At 35.1% G+C, this 20,115-nt stretch carries 19 protein-coding genes and 2 tRNA genes; 2 read left to right on the plus strand and 19 right to left on the minus strand.

The annotated features are described in order from the left end of the window. Positions 1-81: 81 nt before the first annotated feature. Both sstT and RWO76_RS02505 read right to left on the minus strand, forming a co-directional pair. Positions 82-1,323 carry a serine/threonine transporter SstT gene (gene sstT / locus RWO76_RS02500; RefSeq protein WP_314354074.1) on the minus strand — a complete coding sequence of 414 codons (1,242 nt, stop codon included), beginning with the start codon at positions 1,321-1,323 and terminating at the stop codon, positions 82-84. Positions 1,324-1,645: 322 nt separating this feature from the next. Next, positions 1,646-3,010, minus strand: coding sequence for a hemolysin family protein (locus tag RWO76_RS02505; RefSeq protein WP_314354075.1), 1,365 nt, complete (start codon positions 3,008-3,010; stop codon positions 1,646-1,648). A gap of 218 nt (positions 3,011-3,228) precedes the next feature. On the opposite strand from RWO76_RS02505, the gene cbpA reads away from it, so the two are divergent. Continuing rightward, on the plus strand, positions 3,229-3,867 hold the full coding sequence (cbpA, locus tag RWO76_RS02510) for a cyclic di-AMP binding protein CbpA (RefSeq protein WP_314354076.1): 639 nt from the start codon (positions 3,229-3,231) through the stop codon (positions 3,865-3,867). A gap of 805 nt (positions 3,868-4,672) precedes the next feature. On the opposite strand, the gene RWO76_RS02515 is transcribed toward cbpA, so the two are convergent. Both RWO76_RS02515 and RWO76_RS02520 read right to left on the minus strand, forming a co-directional pair. After that, a complete protein-coding gene (locus RWO76_RS02515; RefSeq protein ID WP_314354078.1) occupies positions 4,673-7,843 on the minus strand; it encodes an FtsX-like permease family protein in 3,171 nt (1,056 codons plus the stop codon). A gap of 13 nt (positions 7,844-7,856) precedes the next feature. Further along, a complete protein-coding gene (locus RWO76_RS02520) occupies positions 7,857-8,558 on the minus strand; it encodes an ABC transporter ATP-binding protein (RefSeq protein WP_314354079.1) in 702 nt (233 codons plus the stop codon). Between the two features lie 137 nt (positions 8,559-8,695). On the opposite strand from RWO76_RS02520, the gene RWO76_RS02525 reads away from it, so the two are divergent. After that, positions 8,696-9,109: a peptide deformylase gene (locus tag RWO76_RS02525; RefSeq protein ID WP_314354080.1), complete on the plus strand. Its 414-nt coding sequence runs from the start codon at positions 8,696-8,698 to the stop codon at positions 9,107-9,109. Between the two features lie 71 nt (positions 9,110-9,180). Here the strand turns inward: RWO76_RS02525 and RWO76_RS02530 are convergent, their stop codons facing one another. From RWO76_RS02530 to RWO76_RS02600, 15 genes are all read right to left on the minus strand, one after another. Further along, the gene (locus RWO76_RS02530; protein ID WP_314354081.1) at positions 9,181-10,077 is read right to left on the minus strand and encodes a haloacid dehalogenase-like hydrolase; all 897 of its coding nucleotides are present in this window, start codon (positions 10,075-10,077) and stop codon (positions 9,181-9,183) included. A gap of 13 nt (positions 10,078-10,090) precedes the next feature. Next, on the minus strand, positions 10,091-10,822 hold the full coding sequence (locus RWO76_RS02535) for a copper homeostasis protein CutC (RefSeq protein WP_314354083.1): 732 nt from the start codon (positions 10,820-10,822) through the stop codon (positions 10,091-10,093). Next, positions 10,819-11,970, minus strand: coding sequence for a Sapep family Mn(2+)-dependent dipeptidase (locus RWO76_RS02540; RefSeq protein ID WP_314354084.1), 1,152 nt, complete (start codon positions 11,968-11,970; stop codon positions 10,819-10,821). The genes RWO76_RS02535 and RWO76_RS02540 overlap by 4 nt, the downstream gene beginning before the upstream one ends. Then, positions 11,971-12,930, minus strand: coding sequence for a N(4)-(beta-N-acetylglucosaminyl)-L-asparaginase (locus RWO76_RS02545; protein WP_314354085.1), 960 nt, complete (start codon positions 12,928-12,930; stop codon positions 11,971-11,973). It lies immediately after the preceding gene. Positions 12,931-12,932: 2 nt separating this feature from the next. Continuing rightward, on the minus strand, positions 12,933-14,024 hold the full coding sequence (locus RWO76_RS02550) for a M42 family metallopeptidase (protein WP_314354087.1): 1,092 nt from the start codon (positions 14,022-14,024) through the stop codon (positions 12,933-12,935). Positions 14,025-14,028: 4 nt separating this feature from the next. Beyond that, on the minus strand, positions 14,029-15,009 hold the full coding sequence (locus tag RWO76_RS02555) for a hypothetical protein (protein ID WP_314354088.1): 981 nt from the start codon (positions 15,007-15,009) through the stop codon (positions 14,029-14,031). Between the two features lie 16 nt (positions 15,010-15,025). After that, on the minus strand, positions 15,026-15,529 hold the full coding sequence (locus RWO76_RS02560; protein ID WP_314354090.1) for a GrdB-related putative oxidoreductase: 504 nt from the start codon (positions 15,527-15,529) through the stop codon (positions 15,026-15,028). Positions 15,530-15,633: 104 nt separating this feature from the next. Then, positions 15,634-16,989: a PTS transporter subunit EIIC gene (locus RWO76_RS02565; protein WP_314354092.1), complete on the minus strand. Its 1,356-nt coding sequence runs from the start codon at positions 16,987-16,989 to the stop codon at positions 15,634-15,636. 11 nt (positions 16,990-17,000) lie between these two features. Then, on the minus strand, positions 17,001-17,321 hold the full coding sequence (locus RWO76_RS02570) for a PTS sugar transporter subunit IIB (protein ID WP_314354093.1): 321 nt from the start codon (positions 17,319-17,321) through the stop codon (positions 17,001-17,003). 30 nt (positions 17,322-17,351) lie between these two features. Further along, entirely contained in the window at positions 17,352-17,675 is a 324-nt protein-coding gene (locus RWO76_RS02575) for a PTS lactose/cellobiose transporter subunit IIA (protein ID WP_020991232.1), read from the minus strand. A gap of 177 nt (positions 17,676-17,852) precedes the next feature. After that, entirely contained in the window at positions 17,853-18,290 is a 438-nt protein-coding gene (locus RWO76_RS02580) for a hypothetical protein (RefSeq protein WP_314354094.1), read from the minus strand. Between the two features lie 132 nt (positions 18,291-18,422). Continuing rightward, positions 18,423-18,494 (minus strand) — tRNA-Gln (locus RWO76_RS02585). Between the two features lies 1 nt (position 18,495). Beyond that, positions 18,496-18,579 (minus strand) — tRNA-Tyr (locus RWO76_RS02590). 256 nt (positions 18,580-18,835) lie between these two features. Next, complete coding sequence (locus RWO76_RS02595) at positions 18,836-19,375, minus strand: T6SS immunity protein Tdi1 domain-containing protein (RefSeq protein WP_314354096.1); 540 nt, start codon at positions 19,373-19,375, stop codon at positions 18,836-18,838. A 123-nt stretch (positions 19,376-19,498) separates the two neighbouring features. After that, on the minus strand, positions 19,499-19,873 hold the full coding sequence (locus RWO76_RS02600; protein ID WP_314354098.1) for a hypothetical protein: 375 nt from the start codon (positions 19,871-19,873) through the stop codon (positions 19,499-19,501). Positions 19,874-20,115 lie beyond the last annotated feature (242 nt).

Here is a 20,115-nt window from a genome sequence, read left to right on the forward strand (position 1 = left end):
AACTTCATAAATTTATTATACCTCTTATTTTAAAAAAGTCAACAGAAAAAAAGGAAGACTAAAAAGTCTTCCCTAGAAATGTTATTCTACTAATTCAGGACGAACGTTAATTACTCGTCCTTCTTTTTTCCATTGACGGAATTCTGCTGCTGCTGTGAATAAAACATCTGTTGATGAATTTAAGGCAGTTTCACAAGAATCTTGGATTACCCCAATAATAAATCCAACCCCAACAACTTGCATCGCAATATCATTTGAAATTCCGAATAAACTACATGCAACAGGAATTAATAATAATGATCCACCTGTTACCCCAGAAGCACCGCATGCTGCTACTGTTGATAATACACTTAGCACTAAAGCTGTTAAGAAGTCTACTTGAATTCCTAAAGTATTAACGGCTGCTAGTGATAATACTGTAATTGTAATTGCTGCACCCGCCATATTAACCGTTGCCCCTAGAGGAATAGATACTGAATAGCTATCTTCATCTAATCCTAAATCTCTACATAATTCCATGTTTACTGGAATATTTGCTGCTGAACTACGAGTAAAGAATGCTGTAATTCCACTATCTTTCAAGCAACGGAATACTAATGGATATGGATTTTCTTTAATCATAAAGAATACAATAATCGGATTCATTATTAATGCTACAAAGAACATACTTCCAACTAGCACTAAAATTAACTCACCATAATTCGCAAATACCCCTACTCCATTTTCTGAAACAGTTGTATAAACTAATCCCATAATCCCAAATGGAGCAAAACTAATGACTACTTTAACAACATGACTTGTTGCATCTGCCACTTGTTGTAAAAATGATTTTGTAGTTTCATCTGCTTTACGAAACGCAAAACCAAATACAACTGCCCAAGATAAAATACCAATATAGTTCCCACTCATTAAAGCATTCACTGGATTATCTACTAATTTTAAAATTAATGTTTGTAATACAGAAGCGATTCCTTCTGGTGCTTTAATTTCTGACACTGTATCTGTTAATGTTAATGTAATTGGAAATGCAAAACTAACAAGAACTCCCACTAATGCTGCTGCAAAAGTTCCAAACAAATATAATATAACAATTGATTTCATATTTGTTTCATGTCCTTCTTTATGTTGTGCTAAAGCACTTAACACAATAAAGAATACTAATAATGGTGCGATTGCTTTTAACGCACTTACGAATACTGTTCCGATAGTTCCTACCGCTGCTGCTTGAGGAACGAAAATTCCTAATAAAATACCGATAATCATACCAATAACGATTCGGTTAATCAAACTTAATTGATTCCAAAAATTTAATACTTGTTTCATCTTATTGCCCCTATTCTATTTATATAGCGACAATCATACACAAACAAACCCTATTCTGTCAATAAAAATCCACGAATTAGATACATTTGTATCTGTATAGAAAACACTTCTTTTTCACTGCTTTTGAGAGGAAGAAATATAAAATTTTTAATGATATGACTTTTCTACGCCATTTTGAAGATTTTGGCTATGAAAAATTAGCGATGGCGAGATTAATCTACGCCATTTTTGACGTTTTGGCGTAGAAAAACTAAAATTGGCGAGATTAGCCTCTATAAACACAAAAAACTACCGAGCCCATTTACTCGATAGTTACTATATATTATTCTTCTATTTCTTCTTCGTTTTCTTCTTGTTCGTACGCTTCTACTTCTTCTGGAGTTAGTAAGTGTACATGAATACGACGAATTCTTCCATTTTCTACTAAAGTTGGTTTTAATAGAACATTTTCTTGACGAACTTCTACTACTTCGTCATCTTCAGGAAAATACCCTAATTCTTCTAAAATAATTCCCGCCATCGTATCCACTTCATCTGAATCAATCGTTGTTTGGAATATTTGATTGAATTTTTCTAATGTCATTCCCGCATCAATTAAGAAATTCTTCTCATCAATTTCACGGTAACTCATTTCTTCCACATCATACTCATCTTCAATTTCTCCGACGATTTCTTCAATTAAGTCTTCCAATGTCACAACACCTTCAACTCCACCATATTCGTCTTTTAAAATCGCCATATGTTGACGTGTTTTTCTAAATTCTACTAATAAATCATCTACGAAAATTGTTGAAGGAACAAATAATGGCTGATGCGCTAAATCCATTAATTGGATTTGATCAAAACCTTGTTCTTTTGCTGCTCTTAAAACGTCTTTAGAATGTAAAACTCCAATGACATTATCTTTATCTTCTTCATAAATTGGGAAACGTGAATAAGAACTACTTAAAATGATTTCGATATTTTCTGCTAAATCATCTTCCACATCAAGCATTAATGTGTCCGTTCTTGGTACCATCACTTCTCTAGCTAATTTTGAATCAAGAGATAAGACCCCTTGAAGCATGGTGAATTCTTCTTTATCGATTGCACCATCATTGCGACTATTCGCTAGAAGAAAATTCATTTCACTACGTGTTAATTTTTCTTGTTCATTATTAAATTCAATCGGTGTCATTCGTTTTAAAATGCCTGTTGAAACGGTTAAAATCCAAACAAATGGTTTAGATATCTTTTTGACAAATAAAATAATTCCTGCCGTATGTAAGGCAATCGGTTCTGCCAATTGTAAGGCAACTTGTTTTGGATATAATTCCCCAAACACTAATGTTAAATACGATAAGATTACGGTCACAATTAGTATTGCTAGCGTTTCTGCACCCGGTACATTTTCCAATAATGGTTGAATACGCGAAGCAAAACTGGTTGCGGCAGAAGCACTCGAGAAGAACCCTGCTAAAGTAATCGCTACTTGAATAGTTGCTAAAAATTCATCCGAATTTTCTAATAAACGTATTACTCGTTGCGCCTTTTTATCTCCTTCACTCGCTTTTTGACTCATCTTTCCTTGATTGACCGATACAAAGGCAATCTCCGCCGCTGCAAAAAATGCATTTATGGCAGTTAATAGTACAATAATTAAAATCTGGATTCCCAGCGAACTCCCATCAGAATCTGCTGTCATCATTCAGTTATCCCCTTTACTTTGTTAATTTTTTAAAAATATACAAATATCATACTCACTTTTGTGTGAAAATGCAAGATATGTCCATTATATAGAGATTTTTGCTCCCTATTTTAATAAATTTCTCGTTACTTTTTAATCAAAAAGTGGTATTATCAATAATGAAAACGTGTCTATATTTTACAAAACACGAAAATTGATTTCAAGAAAGGGGCATGTCTATGCTATTAAAATCACTTGTTATTCCTAAAAAGAGTTTAACGGTTGTTAAAGAATCTTGTACTCTTGAAGAAGCGATTGTTATTTTAGAAAACTCTGGATATCGTTGCGTTCCAGTTTTAGATGAAACAGAAACTTTCTTCCGTGGAAATATTTATAAAATGCACATCTATCGTCATAAAGCAAATGGAGGCGATATGAGCTTACCGGTTACTCATTTAATTAAAAACACTACGAAATTTATTAATATTACGAGTTCGTTCTTCAAAGTGTTCTTTACGATTAAGGAATTACCTTATATTGCTGTGTTAGATGATTCGCAACGTTTTTATGGTATTTTAACGCATAGTAGTTTATTAAATATGCTTCAAGAGTCTTGGAGTGTGAATAATGGTTCTTTTGTTTTAACAATTATTTCTGGTGGAGAAAAGGGATCATTAGCTCAAATTTCTAAGATTATTAATCAATATGCTTCTATTGCCAATGTTATGACATTAGATACAGAGAAAGATCGTTCGCTTCGTCGTCTGTTAATTACTCTTCCAGCAGGAGTTTCAAACGAAACATTGAATCAAATTGTTGCAGCCCTAGAGAAAAAAGATTTCTCAATTGCTGAAGTGGAAGATTTGAACGACTACTAGACGGTTAGACAATTAGACAAAAATAAAAACAGAAAAAGTCTACGCTTGAGTAGCTAGGGACGCTAGTAGCCTCGCTTTGCGAGTCTCTTAGCTAAAAATTGAGCCTCGGTCTCAATTTTTCCCGTACTATAAGCCCGTGCGGCTTATAGTACCAAAGCTACAGCGCTCCAACTTTTTCTGTTTTTATTTTTTGTGTGCCTTTGAGTTATCTCAACTTTAAAAATTATTTTCTTCAGTATATCTGACTCCCATCATAACCATAGTTCCTCTCATGTCCTGTAAAAACGACTTACATCGTGCCTTTACATTTTTGACACTTATCTTTTTGAAAGTACGCTGAATGAGTTATTTTAGTCAAACAATCTAGAAACCTTTAATTAGTATTTTACTCAAATAGGAGTTATTTATCGTAAAAGATCATTCCATGTAAATAAATCAGAAAAAGATGGAGCTTTGTAGCTTGAGTAATATAAGCCTTCTCGGCTTATATTACAGGAAAAAACGAGACCTTAGGCTCGTTTTTTAGCCATGAGATTCGCAAAGCGAAGCTGCTGGCGTCCTTAGCTACCAAAGCGTAATCTTTTTCTGCTTTATTTTTTCGCACTCTCCTTCACCTTATTTCCAAAGTGAATGAAAATGAAAATACTAATAGCCGTAGCATTGGTGATATAAGCCAGATTGGCTTATATCACTGAGAAATTCGAGACCTAGGCTCGAATTTTAGCCATGAGATTCGCAAAGCGAAGCTGCTGACGTCCATTTGCTACAGCTATTTTTAGTTGTTTTCTATTTCTATTTTTTATTTTTAATCAACAGACTTCAAAGCCTCTAACATATCAACCTTTTTCAACATATGGTTCACTAATATCCCTAGCACTGCTAAAATCAAAACGATAAAAATACACGGCCAAATATAAACATCGATGCCAACTTGCGGATTAAACCGTACAAACGCAGGCGCCACCGCTTCAATAATCACACGATGCAATACTTTTCCCAACAACAGTCCCACTCCAATTCCAATCAAAGAAAGAACCATCGTTTCACGATAAATATATAAAGTCACCTCTCGATTCAAAAAACCTAACACCTTAATGGTCGACAATTCCCGAATCCGCTCCGCCACATTAATCGTTGTTAAATTGTATAAAATAACAATAGCTAACAGAACCGACACAATCGTTAATAAAATCATCACTCGACTCAATGAACCAACAATTGTTTCAATCCGATGAATCATAGAAGTATTTTGAACAACGGCCTTCACTCCATCTTGAGCTAATAATTGAGCAGACATTTTACGTACACTATCCGCATCTTTTTCTTTAAAACTAACAAAGCTTGCGTTTTTTGTTGGAGTCTCTTGAGCCAGTGTTTCATAAACCGTTGGTGACATGATCATAAAGTGCCCTGCATACATTTCAATAATGCCTGATACAACCATCTCTTTCGTCACACCGTCTTTAATTGGTAAACGAACCGTTTCCCCTTCATGAACATTCAATAATTGGGCTAATTTTTTCGACAAGAACACTCCATCATTCGTAAGAGATTTCTGTTGCTTCGTTTTCGCATCATACAACTGTAAATAACGACTTAACTCTGCCTCTTCTCCTACTAATAGTGTTAGAGATTGTTCCTCATGTACTCCAGCAATTTTAGTAGCAATCGTTTCACTATGTACATCACTATAATGCTCAATTTCTTTTGTTGCTAATAACTGATTCAACGCTTCTTGTTCTTTTTGCGTCATTACAGGTTCTTTGACAACAATGGCATCATACGTAATAATTTCCCCAAATTGACGATGAGAAATTCCTGATAAAGAAGACAAAATTCCTCTTCCTGCAAATAATAAAGCTACCGAACCAGCTACCCCAAATATTGTCATCAACATTCGTTGTTTATAACGGAAAATATTTCGTGCTGTTACCTTTTGAGTAAAACTAAATCTCTTCCAAATAAACGGTATATACTCCAACCAAACTTTAGAACCCATACTTGGGGCTTTTGGTAATAGTAAACTTGCCGAACTTTCTTTTAATTCTCGATATGCGATCCATACTGGTGGAATAACACTACACCCAATCGAACATAGTAAGGCTACAATCGTAATTCGCAAATTAAACAATAGCGAAATCGAAGGAAGAATCGTTTCTTTTAGTAAAGTGACCCCTAATACACTTGGTAAAAAGTAAGTTCCTAATCCTATTCCTATCACCGTTCCAATCATTCCCGCACTAAAGCCATAAAAAGCAAATTTTTTCATCACATCAAAGGTACTATAGCCTAGCGCTTTTAAAATGCCGGCATTCATTCGTTCTTCATTTACAAAACGAGTCATCGTTGTCACCGTCACAAGTGCTGCTACAGCATATAATACAACCGGGAATAAATTCGCTACAGAAATAATTCCATCTGCAGTAGACTTCATATTTAAATAACCTTCACTGCCTAGCATGGTCGAGCGAGTATAAACAGAATAACGAGGTTTCGTTAGCTTAGAAGCTTTGACTTTTGCATCTTCTAACTCCGTTTCAGCCTGACTAATTTTTTCTTCAGCTTTTTCTTTCTCCTCTGAATATTGATCTTGTTTTTCAATAAGTTCTTGTTTGGCTTTTGCTATAGCTTCCTCACCAGCAGAAATTTGTCTCTTTCCTTCTGCTAACGCTCTTTGCCCAGTTTCCAGCGTATCTTGTTTTGCCTGAATAGTTGCTAAGCCCTCTTGGTATTGTTTCAATCCCTCTTGATAACTAGCCCAACCACTCTCGTATTGGGTTAATCCTTGTTCATAAGCGGTCGTTCCCGCATCCAATTCTTGTTTTTGTTGAAGGATTTTTTCTTGCATAGCAGATAGTGCTGTTTGAGCAATTCCTTTTTCTTTTTGGAATTCAAATTGTTTTTCTGCTTCCGCTAATTTCTTTTTTCCTTCTTGCAAGGCACTATTTTGTTGCTCCAAAGTTTGTTTAGAATTTTCTAACTGCTCTCGATTGGCTTCCAGTAACTCAAACTGACTTTGTAAACTTTGTTTCGCTTGTTGAATTTCTTGATTCCCTCTATTTAGAGAGTTCTGATTTTGGGCAAGTTCCTTTTGGCTTTGAACTAATTTCCCTTCTTGATTGGCAACTTGTTGTTTCCCATCTTCTAGCTTCGTCTTACCTTCTTCTAGTTGATTTTGAGCTTTGGAAATTTGTTCTTCTCCCTCTTGAATTTTTCCATCTGCTTCTTCTTTTAAATCATTCAACCTTACTGTTCCATTATCAGATAATTTTTCTTCAATAGATTGTTGAATACCAATCACTTCATCTACATATTCTTGACTAAATGTTTTCAAACTGCGTAAATTCAGATAACGTAAACGGGCAATCGTATAAACAGAGCTATCAAAACTTTCTTGTGGAACAATGGCAAATCCTGACAAGTCTCCACTTCCTGCGGTAGAGACTCCTTTACTATTTTTCGATAAAATTTCACTCGAATGAGCAAATCCCACAATTTTAAACTCGTGCTGTTTTAATAATGACGGAGATTTCACTTCATTTAAACTGATGGAATCCCCGATTTGATAACGATTGGATAACTGTTCATCTAATACTACTTCATCAAGATTACTTGGATAAGATCCACTCACTAATTCTACTTCCGATTGCTGAGTAGTTTTAGAAAATACTCGAATCGCTTTCGGGCTATCTTCTATCACGGTATCTACAAAATATCCAAATTCAACTTCGGCATTTTCTTCTTGTAATTCTTCTTGGTCTTTTGGACTTAATCCATAATCTGCCAATACAAAAATATCGGCTGTATGATAGTTTTCCAAATATTGATGAACCGTCTCTTGAATATCCGGACCCGAAACTTTTAATCCCACTAATGCAAATGAACCGAGCATCATTAAACATAAGATTGATAAAAATCTTCCCTTCGATTCCTTCAATGAAGAAAGAATCGCTTTATTCAATATTTTCTTTTTCACGATTCTTCTCCTCTCAATATTCCAATTCCTCAATCGCTTGCGGAGATTCATTTAATACGATACTTTTCACCCTAGCATCATGCATATGAATCACACGATTCGCTAATGGTGCTAATGCCGTATTATGCGTAACGATAATAACAGTCGCTCCATAATCTCTCGACATTTCTTGTAAAATCTTCAATACTTGCTTGCCTGTTTGATAATCTAATGCCCCTGTTGGCTCATCACAGAGTAAAATCTTCGGCTTTTTCGCAATCGCTCTAGCAATCGATACCCTTTGTTGTTCTCCACCCGATAATTGTGCAGGAAAATTATGAAGACGATGTCCTAATCCTACTGCTTCCAATGCTTCTTCTGAATCCCAAGCATCCTTCACAATTTCAGCAGCTAATTCTACATTTTCTTTTGCCGTTAAATTTGGCACTAAATTATAAAATTGAAAAACAAATCCTACATCATCCCTACGATAATACGTTAATTGCTTTTCATCAAAGTTTGAAATATTGACACCATCAATCCATACTTCTCCCTCATCATTTGTATCCATCCCTCCTAAAATATTTAAGACGGTGGATTTTCCTGCTCCGGATGCTCCAAGAATAATCACGAATTCTCCTTTTTCGATGTCAAAATTCACATCATGATTGGCAATTATTTCTGTTTCTCCTACTTGATATCGTTTAAAACTATTTTTCACTTGTATATATGTCATCACTTTTCCCTCTAATCATTAAAGAAATCATGCGTTGATTGTTGTTTTTATTTACTATATAATAACATAAATTTCAATGTTTCATTACAATCGGTATGTTGATTTAAAAAGAAATAGCCTATTAAAAAGGAGAACTTATGAAAAAAGAAATTATGAAAGACCCATTTTTCTTATCACAAAAAGCAATCCCTGCTAATCCTATTACGGATAAACAAGTCATTATTGACTTACAAGATACTTTACGTGCCAATCGTGATCGTTGTGTCGGCTTAGCTGCGAATATGATTGGAAGTCATAAAGCCATTATTATTGTTGCTGCTGGTCCATTTGACATCGTAATGGTAAATCCAGTTATTACTAAAAAATCTCAACCGTACCAAACGGAAGAAGGTTGCCTCTCTCATACAGGAATGAAGATCACCACTCGCTATCAAAAAATCGAAGTTCGCTATCAAGATACTATGGGGAAACCTCACACAGGGACATTTACAGAGTTTACGGCTCAAGTCATTCAACATGAGATTGATCATTTACAAGGAATATTAATTTAAGCTTTCGAAGCTAAACATAAAACGAGCACCTCCTAAATTAGAAATGCTCGTTTTTCTATTCTTACTTTCTATTAACGGACTACCGAACTTGCCATTCTTGCAACAGTATGTCTCATTCCTCGAATCGCAACGGATAAAGCAAAGATATTATTCACATCGGCTAAACCGCCATAACCAGCATCTCCAATATGTTGAATATCTACCCCGCAAATTTTATTGCGAATAGCGATTTGTTCAATAACTTCCTTAGAAGAACCTTCTTGACTAGTTCCAATGGCAGATAACACAAGTGTTTCATGTTCATGAGCAAATTGGACAATATCAATCAATGCTTCTTCTGTAAATCCAGGAACTGTTCCTACTGCTGGAACCAATAAAATATCCGCTCCCGCTTCAATCAGTTCCTTTGCAATTGTTCGATTCATTACTGGTTCTTTTGAGCCTGCTCCATGCATTTTTCCAGCAATAATGACTCCTGTAAAATATTTTTTCGCTTTTTGAATCGCTTGAGCAATCGCTTGATTCGTCACTCCTGTACCAGGATTTCCTGTTAAACAAATAAAGTCTAATCCTAATGCTTCTGCTGACTTCAATGTTTCTTTCGAGCAAATTCTTCCTGCTGGAATGACTAGTCGAGTTTCTAACATTTCTGCTTCTAAATCGACTGGTTCTAAGTTTGCACCAATTGGACGTCCACATAATTCTTTTAATCGTTCAATTGGATTGGTGCTACCTTCTACTCCATATAATTTTGGATTTAAACAATCAAATCCATTTAAAAGCATTAAGTCTCCCCCAAAAGCACTTGCAATTTCCGCATGTGTTAACTCCGGAATAATTGGACGATGACGAATGGCCATTTCACAACATACCGTTCTACCCTCACCTGCCTGAATAGCTAGTTTTAATTCTTCTGCAGAAAATTTTCTAAAATCACTTGCCACACAGTTTAAAATTCGTTTTCCCATTATAAAGTCCCCTTTATTTTAAAATAATAACTGCTTCTTTCATACTTTCTAAATGACACAAATCATAGTCTCCGCTATCAGAATAGTGATAAGAAACTTCTCCATTCGTTGTCGTTGGATCCACTGCCCAAGCTTTAAAACTTCCATGAAGTTGTTCTAATCCTGTTTTTTCTAGAATTTCTGTTAAATTGTTAAGAGAAACGCCACATCCCCCTAAAAATTCGATTTGTTTTCCATATTGTTTTTGCCATTTAGCTAAATTCTCCAAGCCAGACATAATATTTTTTCCTTGTCCACTTGTTAAAATACGAGTACAACCTAATTCGATTAATGTTTCTAGTGTTTCTTCCGGATTTTTTACACAATCAAAGGCACGGTGAACTACGCTATCTGCTCCGTATTCTTTACATAGCTCAATCATTTTCTTTGTCGCATCCCAATCCATGTTCCCTTCTGGAGTTAAGAAACCAAAAGCTAAACCTTTTGCGCCTGCTTCTAAGAAAATTTTCGCATCTTCAAACATCACTTCTTTTTCCAATTCGTTATAACAAAAACCAGCTCCTCTTGGTCGAACCATACAAATAATAGGAATATCAATTTTTTTAACAGCCTGAGTTAAAACAGCTAATGATGGGCTTAATCCTCCTAAATGTAATGCACTATTTAATTCAATTCGATTGGCTCCTGCAGCTTGAGCATTGATACAATCCTCAATACCTCCTGCACAAATTTCTAAAATTGTCATCCTTTCCCTCCTTCTAATGATATTGTTATGAAACTTAATTCATACAATGCTAATCCATAAATAATAGTATTCACTTTTAAATCTTCGATTCCTATCCACTCGTTTGGAAGATGAGCGATATCTCTTTGCCCTGGAAAACTTGGTCCATAAGCAATAATATTTGGAATGATTTTGGCATAAGTTCCACCCGTTGTTGTTACAGGTGTTGCATTGCCATCGACGACTTCTTGATAGACTTTTTGTAAAGTTTGCACATATTTTGAATCTTTATCATACAAAACTGGCTTCCATGAACTCATTTCTTCTAAACGACTTCCTTCTGGAATCTGTTTTCGAATATCCGATAATAATTGCTCTTTTGTCACAGAGGCAGGATAACACATCGTCCACTCCACAAAGTGTCTTCCTTCCTCTATTCCGACAGTATATCCTCTCAATTGCATCATTCCAAAATCTTCATCAGAATAGTTGATTCCTAATTCTACTCCTTGATGAGCTGTATGAAGTAAGTACTGATTAATAAAATCATATAATTCTGAAATCTGTTCTAAAGAAGTACTCAAGCGAACTTTCAATCGTCCTCTTTCTCCATAAACAACTGGCCATTTACAGTCTGGAGTCCATCCAAAAGTAGGTGGCTGTTCTTTTGTTAAATAATGTTTTACACAGCCAAATCCCGTTTCCTCATTTGTTCCAAATACAATTCGAATCGGACGGTCAAACTGAACTCCCTTTTCCTTCAATACATATAAGGCAAATAAATTCGACAAAATCGGTCCTTTATTATCTAACACTCCACGTCCAAAAATCTTCCCATCTCGCTTCGTTGCTTTTAACGCTGGACTTTCCCATCCTGTTCCTAATGGCATGACATCGACATGTCCAAAAATGCCATAATATTCCCCATCTGCTCGAGTATCTCCATATTGTGCATAGCCAATTTTATTGTCTAAATTTTTCGTTTCAAATCCTAATTCATCAGCGAGTGCTAATACTTCTAATAGAGCTTGTTTGGGGCCTTGTCCATAAGGAGCTTCTGGTAATGATTCTCCCCGAACACTTTCAATGGCGACTAATCGCTCGATAGCTTTATGCAATTCAGGTTGAATGTCTTCCAACGCTTTGACTAAATCCTCTCTTATTCCCATTTACTTCACCTCGAGTGGTTTCATCCGTTCTCTTAAATACTCATCCAACCATTCTTGAGTGGCTTTTTCATGAAGCATTGTGCCATCTTCTTGTGGATGTACTCGGTAAACCGTTAATGCTTCTTTTTCTGTTGCTACTACAAAAGAGAAATTAGCAATATTTGTCGCTGCTCCCCATTCTCCTTTGTGATTCATCGCTACAACTGATAAATCTCCAGCATTTCCTCTTCGTTGGATTAATTTTTGAGATAAATTCTTCACAGCTGTTTCACAGGCTTGTTGAGGGTGTATTCCTTGTTCCATTAATCGAACAATTTCGTAGGAAATAATTCCCTTCATCAAATCTTCCCCTAAACCTGTAGCAGTTGCTCCACCAACTGTGCTATCCACATATAAACCAGAACCAATAAATGGAGAATCTCCTACACGTCCTCTTTTTTTCATAAATAGTCCACTTGTCGAAGTACCGGCAACCATTTTCCCGGTTGTATCTAAGCTAACCATTCCAACGGTATCATGACCTGCATAAGGAACTAAAGATTCCGTTTGTAAATCTTTGACACGATTATGATAATGAATTTTTGCGCGATTAGTTAACATATTTTTCCGTTCAAATCCTTGCTTTTGTGCATAAGCTTGAGCTCCAATTCCAACTAAAACATTATTCACCGATTGCAAGCTCAATTGACGAGCCACTGAAATAGGGTTCGCCACATCTTGAATGGCACATACCGCTCCAAAATCAAGAGTTGTACCATCCATATAGGCTGCATCTAATTCCACTTCCATCACTTCATTAGGAAGTCCTCCATAACCAACTGATTTATAATAAGGAAAGTCTTCAACTGCTTTAATCGCTAATTCAATCGCATCTCCAGAAGATGCCTGTTGTTCTAATGTCTGCACAGCCTCTTGGACCCCTTCTAGCGCCATTCTCCAAGTGGCAATCATTCCCCACATAGTCACTCCTCCATTCCATATTGATAATTATATTCTAATATTTGATGGTATTTTTCCATCGTTAAATCTTCGCAAATCGCACACATTAATCGAAGAGTTGCATCAATATCTCCTAAATGCACAATACTTTGATGCGTATGCATATAACGAATTGGAATTGATAAAGTTGTCGCTAAAATTCCCGTTTCAGACTTATAAATATTGCCAGCATCTGTTCCACCCTTTGTAAAACAACCAATTTGATAAGGAATTTGATGTTTCTTACAAAGATTTTCCAAATAAATAAGCAACCCTCGATTCGTCACTGTCATATTATCAATGGCAGTCAGCGAAACACCTTTTCCTAATTTCGTATGATTTTGATTAGCTGGAGTATCTCCTGCTAATGTTGTATCAACCGCAAAAGCCACTAAAGGCTTTTCTTGGAAAGCTGTCGTACGTGCACCCCTTAATCCAACTTCTTCTTGAATCGTTGTTGCTAATGTCACTCTTTTAGACATATTTTGATGTTCTAAAGCTTTCATAAGCCAAATTCCTAAAGAAACACTCACTCGATTATCGAGCGCTTTTCCAATCATATATTCCTGATTCAATCCAATCGTTTGGCAACTACTCACTAAACTCACGACATCTCCTACTTCAATACCCATTTCTTGAATAGACTCTCGACTATCAACACCCAAATCGACAAATAAATTTTCCATTGCAACAACTTTTTTACGAGCTTCTGGAGAAATCGCATGCGTTTGAGGCCCACCAATAATTCCCGTCCATTGTCGACCATCACTCGTTGTAATGGTCACTAATTGTTGTAATAGAGTATGCGCCCACATATTTCCGACAGGTTGAATCGATACATATCCTCTCTCATTAATCGAAGAAACAACAAATCCCACTTCATCCATATGAGTGGCAAACATAATGGAAAGGTCTCCCTCTCCTAACGAAAATAATCCTGAGCCTAATTTATCTTGTTCTTTCGTACAAAAAGGAAGTTGTTCTGACACAAATTGTAAAATTTTCTCTTCATGTCCTGACACACCTACAAGATTACTCAATGTCTTTAATAATTCTATTTGATGATTTTCTAACATCGCTTCACCAACTTTCTTGGAAAGCAAGTTGCTGAACTTTTTGTAAAGTTAGATTTTCTAAAAATACTTGAAGCGTATGAATGACAGGTTTCAAATCTTCCTTATTCAATAATTGGATAAATTCTCCTTCTTCTTTTAACGGAATCACAACAACAACCGTTGGGGTTCCTACTAGAGATTTATGAATAAATGATCCATCCGTCCCTTTTTCTTGGACATTTGCCTTCACTTCGTATCCTAAACTTTGAGCAACTGTTTTGATTTCTTTCACTAACGAAACATTCGGTAATAATGTTTTATCAAAATAGCGAATATAAACTGTTTGTTCTGCATAACCTCTAACGGGTGCTACATCTAATACAATCGATACATCAGGTAATATCGTATTTGTAGCAGTAATCGCTCCTCTATATCCCACAATCGATTGAGCAATTCCTCCAATACTAAGTGTATACGGTAGAGAGGATATTGTTTCCATCAACTGATAGGCAGCATAAACTCCCGCTCGATTAGATATATTTTTACTTAAAATCATTTGTTCCGTTTCAATAACTGGAATTTCTAATACAAAAGTATCTCCTACTTGAACCCCAAACTCTTCCACTTCTTGTAGCGATTTAGCGCCTATATGAATCCAATAGTGCTCTTGTTTTTGTAGGACATACCCATAGACTCGTTGATGATGTCGTGTTAACAGACAAACTTGTTGGTGAAGAAAATCTTTTGGTAAAACATCACCAATCGTAACAAAAGACAATAATCCACTCTCATGAATATCGTCAATCATTCCTCCACATTCATCAATATTGGAACTAATCATCACTTTAAAAGGACTATTCTCTACTTGTCTCTCTCCAAAAATCGAACCTAATTTATCTTTTTTCAAGTCTAAATTCAATTGTTGATATTCCCCAGACAAATATTGATGGACTTCATACTCGTCTCCAGAAACTCCAGGTAGACTACATAAGGTACTTAACTCCACTTCACTCGCTTCCTCTCTAACGATAAATCCGATTTGAATCTTGTTGATCATGCGCAATAATGAGTGCAATGTCTTTCAACGCATCATTCAAACCAACTGCACCTTTTTTAGGCATTTCAATCATTGTCGTATGTTCCTTGAATTGTTGAATAATCTCTTCATTTTCTTTTGAACAAGCTACATACGTTTTACACTCCGTTTGGTGTTCAATAAAAGAGGCTACATTTGCTGCCATCTCTGTAAATGTTTCATCATTAAAGCATGGACCCGCAAATAACACTTCTGCTTTTGTTTTCAAAATCAAATTATGAATTTTATGAAGCACTTCTTCCTTATGATTCGCAAAATAATCTGGACCGCAATAGACAGTCGCTAATACTTGTAAATTTTCTTTTAAAAAGTAATCTTTATACATTAAGTAGGAGCCAATTCCTCCTTTTTCTAACCCAAGAGGAGTATCTGCTCTTTCCTTTCCACCATAACCCGCTTGTATTTGATTCAAAAATAATATCACTCGCATATGCTTTCTCCCTTCAAAAAAAGTGGGAATAACAACAGAATTTCATTCATTTCTGTTGTCTTCCCACCTCCACACGTTCAACTTTTCTATTTGTTTATTACTTTTTATAAATCATCAAAACTTAAATCATCTAATGATAATTCATCTAATTCATCGCTTATTGACTTAGCAGCTTGATGTTCTTCATGAAGATATTGTTTATCAATCACTCTAAAGAATGGATAGTAAATAGCCATACCAATGATAATTAATACGATTTGGAACAATCCTGCTACAATACTTCCTGTGGCTAACCATCCAGAGAAGAAGAATGGTGTTGTCCAAGGAAGTGCTGCCCCTGTAGTATATGGAATCAATCCTATAAGAGTTGCAATAGTCGCTAAAATTGTATTCACTAATGGTGTTAAAATAAATGGAATAACGATTAATGGATTTAATACAACTGGTAATCCAAAAATAATCATTTCGTTAATCCCAAAAATACCAGGAACAATGGCTAAACGTCCTAATTTTTTCATACGTTCTGATTTTCCAAAGAATACCATTAAGAAAACAAGTGACAATGTACTACCGCCACCACCAAAGTTTCCAAAGAAATCTCCGAATGGACCTGTAAAGATATTAGGAAGTGTTGCTCCTTGTTTAAAGGCTTCTAAGTTTTCTGCTGTTAAAGCTAAATGAATTGGATTAAATACCGTATTCGTTACAGCAGGCCCATTAATACCAAAGAACCAGAATAAAGTAGATAAGAACTGATAAATTGGTTCAAAAATCAAGCTTTGTCCGAATCCCATTAATGGTGCTTGTAAAATTTTATAAATAAAGTTATGAGCGTATTGATAATCTGTTGCTGAGAATACTAAATACACTACAAAGAAGAAGAACATTGCAAATGCACTTGGAATTAATGCTGCAAATGATTGAGTAACAGCTGGCGGAACACCGTCAGGCATTTTAATAACCCAACCTTTGTTTTTAACCGTTACAAAAATTTTTACAGAAATAATAGCTGTTAACATCGCCAAAAACATTCCAGCTGACCCCAAATGTCCTAATGCAAACCCATTAAAAGCTTTACCATTCGCTGCATTTACGAAATCAGAATGAACTTTTGGTGTAATAATAAGGAAACAAACTAGAGCAACAGCCCCACCCGCAATTGGATCACTTTCTAATTGACGAGCATAAGCGTAACCAATCCCTACAGCTCCTAATAGTCCTAAAACACTAAATGTTGAATCAATGACAGCATCCATTTTACTTGGCCAACCTTGACCAAAAAATTGAGCTAAGAAATCAACATACCCGGGTATTGGAAAATTCGCAATGACAAGGAAAATAGAAGCCACAATAATTAATGGTGTGGATACTAAGAAACCATCACGAATTGCAATTAAGACTTTATTATTGCCTAATTTTTCCGCGGAACTTCCCATTATTCTTTCTAACGAAGCAAACATAACAATTCCTCCTATTTTTTATTTTTGATGAGTTGAATCGCGCGTTTCAAAATACGTTCCCCATTAACATTCCCATAATCTTCCAAATTAATGACTTCAACAGGAATACCAGTAGGCTCATATTTTTCACGAGCAGCATTATATTTGAATTTCACTTGAGGACCTAAAAGAATCACATCAGGATGAAATTCTTGAACTACAGAATCTAACTGAACATCAGGAAATGCTTTGACTTCAATTGGCAATTGATGTTGATTTGCAACTTCTTGCATCTTACTTGCCACTAAACTTGTAGACATTCCTGCATTACAAAATAAATACACACGTTTCATACATATACCCCCAATTATTTTGTTATGTTTTTATGCTTTTTCAATTTTTTCCAATCGTTGATATAAGGCTAAAATCTCTTCGCTAGTAACTTGTAAGATTTCTGCACTCATCATTTGATCTTCTGAATGTAATAAAAGCAACGAAAAAGGCACCTTATTTCCTGAACTATCTTTTTGTAATAATTCAAAGTGGATTTCATGTCCTTTTAATCGTTGCTGTTGACCTTCCTCAATCAGAGATTGAGCTTCTTCGAAATTTCCTTTTTTTGCAGCTACTATTGCTTCCATAAAAGCTGAACGAGCCGCTCCTAATGCACTAATCATTTTAAAGCATACTAATTCTATTTCATTCATAATTGCTCCTCCTTTCACAATCCTTTTAAAAACGCTTTCTTCCTTAATTTATTATAAACCGTCCTCAAAAAAAATCCTAGTCTTTTATCTTAAAATCTTCAATTATTCTATTTGTTCACAAAATATGAACAAAAAAACTCTCAGAACGACAGTGCTTCCATCATTCTGAGAGTATTGTTAACTAATTTTCTTTTCATAAGGAGACTTCACAAATTGAATTGCTTTTAAAATCGCCATAATTGGATTTACCAAAACTAATACATATTGTATCATTCCGAGTAATCGCATAAATAAAATCATTGGACTAGATAAATGAAGAATCCATCCTAAACTTAATACTTCTGCCATATAACGATATGACAAAAAAAAGATTGGTGTTAACATAATCGAAAACATCATTTCTCCTAATAAAATCAATGGAGAATTTTTCCACGTATTCCCATTCCATTGTTCTGCAACCATAATCAATAAAGCCATTAGAAAAACAAATAAAACGACTTCACCATCCTTAGATAATAGTGAACTTCCTTGATTCATTGCAAATACAGTTATTACACTCGTTAGTACTATCATTCCCATTATAAACTTCCAATAATAGGTACTAAACTTTTTCATCACCTTTGCTCCTTTCTCTAACTCCCACCTTTACGACTATCATCACTAACTAGACATTTTAAATCAAGAGTATCTGAGAAAATTTAATAAAAATTTAGGAAATAAAAAAGACAGCCGAAGCTGTCTATCCTACTGGGGTAGCTGGATTCGAACCAACGAATGACGGAGTCAAAGTCCGTTGCCTTACCGCTTGGCTATACCCCAATGGTGGAGGGGGGCAGATTCGAACTGCCGAACCCTAAGGAGCGGATTTACAGTCCGCCGCGTTTAGCCACTTCGCTACCCCTCCAGCTGTTATTAAAATAACGTACTCATATATAGTACACTAGACCCTAACTTTTTGCAATACCTTTTTTTAAAAAATATTTATTTTTATATAAGCGTAAAGTTTCAGAGTAACTTCTAGTTAAGTATCAAAACTAGAAGTTAGTATGAGACAAAAACACAAAACACAAACATTTAACGTTATCCGATTGCACTGAAATTGAATTAGGTATTACACAAGGTTCTTCATTTTGATTAGATTATCAAGAGTATGACTACTTTTAATCTCCTATAGATCCAGTGAATTGAGTAATTAAAAAAATATGTTCATACATTTTTACCTTATCTAGATGATTCACATCTTTAAATCCACCTAAAACCAAAAGTGGTACAAATCCAAAACACTGTGTATAATCAAGCGAACCATATTTTTCAATTGCCTCATGATAAAGCGGTAAGTCAAAATAATCATCTATAAAACTTTTATCAGGTAAAAACTTGATAAAAAGTGATAAATTTTCTAAAAAAATATCAAATGTACCTTCTTTATATTTAATAATCCCCAAAAATTCGTTCTTCTCCCAAGTTATAACATCCCCAAAAGCTGTCACAAAAATTGGAATAGAAGTACCCCCTCTGAAGTAAGTTTCCTGAACCAGTTCAAGATACTCATCTGGATTAATGACCTTCAGATAACCGTCTAAAAAAGTCCCCAAACCGCATTCTTCCCAGATTTGAACTAGCTCTTCTGGGACTTGGTCTTTGTACTTTTTAATTACTTCTTGAGGCATGACCGACACTCTTGTAAAATCTTTTAACATATATACTCCTAATTTAATAAGTTAAGTGAACATATAGATAGGTATTTTGTAATTGTTCTGTCATCATCTTGTCTCCTACAGTTGCTCACCTTTCACTTCCTCAAACCATTTTTCAAATTCTAGTCATGGAAGCAACTCTTCATCCTTCTCATAACGTCCTTCATAGCTATAGCGACTGTCAAGGCTGTTTTTCTGTGAATCATAAATCAACCATATTTCATTTGGGTGTTCACGATTGTATTCTTGGCAAACATCAAGCATTTTTTGTATATCTTCAAGACCAAAGCGTTGTACTGCTACGATCATATTTTTTGACGTGTCTACTTTTCTATTAATAATTTCATTCACTGCATACATTTTTGTCAAAATTCCATTAATTTTATAAAAAACATCAAAAGAAAGTAATGCTTCTTCAGAAATACAATAAATATATACTTTTTCTACTTGATTTTGGACATATTCCATTGCTAGCGAAATCATACTAGCCTGAACTTCCATAAATTTATCTTCAAATTATAAAACCTTATAGTACCCCTTGGTATAACCGCAAGGAATGTAGCCTGCTTGGTATAAAGCATTCAAATCATCATAAAATGTTGACTCAGCTTGGGGGAACCTCTTTCTGTAACAGCTCTTCTAACATTTGGATCATTATTTTGTAGCCAGTCTTTCAACTTACTACTTCTCATATGATAATTTACAAATGTCTTTCCAGCCACTCGATCTTTTTAAAATCCTTA

It is taken from the genome of uncultured Granulicatella sp., from assembly GCF_963521425.1.
Classification (GTDB): Bacteria; Bacillota; Bacilli; order Lactobacillales; family Aerococcaceae; genus Granulicatella.

What these genes read in the sequence shown, in the direction of transcription:
- RWO76_RS02580 (WP_314354094.1), bottom strand. Translation starts at nt 18,290, where the DNA reads ATGAAAAAGTTTAGTACCTATTATTGGAAGTTTATAATGGGAATGATA.
- RWO76_RS02520 (WP_314354079.1), bottom strand. Translation starts at nt 8,558, where the DNA reads ATGACATATATACAAGTGAAAAATAGTTTTAAACGATATCAAGTAGGA.
- RWO76_RS02570 (WP_314354093.1), bottom strand. Translation starts at nt 17,321, where the DNA reads ATGAAACGTGTGTATTTATTTTGTAATGCAGGAATGTCTACAAGTTTA.
- RWO76_RS02575 (WP_020991232.1), bottom strand. Translation starts at nt 17,675, where the DNA reads ATGAATGAAATAGAATTAGTATGCTTTAAAATGATTAGTGCATTAGGA.
- RWO76_RS02535 (WP_314354083.1), bottom strand. Translation starts at nt 10,822, where the DNA reads ATGACAATTTTAGAAATTTGTGCAGGAGGTATTGAGGATTGTATCAAT.
- RWO76_RS02595 (WP_314354096.1), bottom strand. Translation starts at nt 19,375, where the DNA reads ATGTTAAAAGATTTTACAAGAGTGTCGGTCATGCCTCAAGAAGTAATT.
- RWO76_RS02545 (WP_314354085.1), bottom strand. Translation starts at nt 12,930, where the DNA reads ATGTGGGGAATGATTGCCACTTGGAGAATGGCGCTAGAAGGGGTCCAA.
- RWO76_RS02565 (WP_314354092.1), bottom strand. Translation starts at nt 16,989, where the DNA reads ATGTTTGCTTCGTTAGAAAGAATAATGGGAAGTTCCGCGGAAAAATTA.
- sstT (WP_314354074.1), bottom strand. Translation starts at nt 1,323, where the DNA reads ATGAAACAAGTATTAAATTTTTGGAATCAATTAAGTTTGATTAACCGA.
- RWO76_RS02525 (WP_314354080.1), top strand. Translation starts at nt 8,696, where the DNA reads ATGAAAAAAGAAATTATGAAAGACCCATTTTTCTTATCACAAAAAGCA.
- RWO76_RS02540 (WP_314354084.1), bottom strand. Translation starts at nt 11,970, where the DNA reads ATGGGAATAAGAGAGGATTTAGTCAAAGCGTTGGAAGACATTCAACCT.
- RWO76_RS02530 (WP_314354081.1), bottom strand. Translation starts at nt 10,077, where the DNA reads ATGGGAAAACGAATTTTAAACTGTGTGGCAAGTGATTTTAGAAAATTT.
- RWO76_RS02550 (WP_314354087.1), bottom strand. Translation starts at nt 14,024, where the DNA reads ATGTTAGAAAATCATCAAATAGAATTATTAAAGACATTGAGTAATCTT.
- cbpA (WP_314354076.1), top strand. Translation starts at nt 3,229, where the DNA reads ATGCTATTAAAATCACTTGTTATTCCTAAAAAGAGTTTAACGGTTGTT.
- RWO76_RS02600 (WP_314354098.1), bottom strand. Translation starts at nt 19,873, where the DNA reads ATGGAAGTTCAGGCTAGTATGATTTCGCTAGCAATGGAATATGTCCAA.
- RWO76_RS02560 (WP_314354090.1), bottom strand. Translation starts at nt 15,529, where the DNA reads ATGCGAGTGATATTATTTTTGAATCAAATACAAGCGGGTTATGGTGGA.
- RWO76_RS02505 (WP_314354075.1), bottom strand. Translation starts at nt 3,010, where the DNA reads ATGATGACAGCAGATTCTGATGGGAGTTCGCTGGGAATCCAGATTTTA.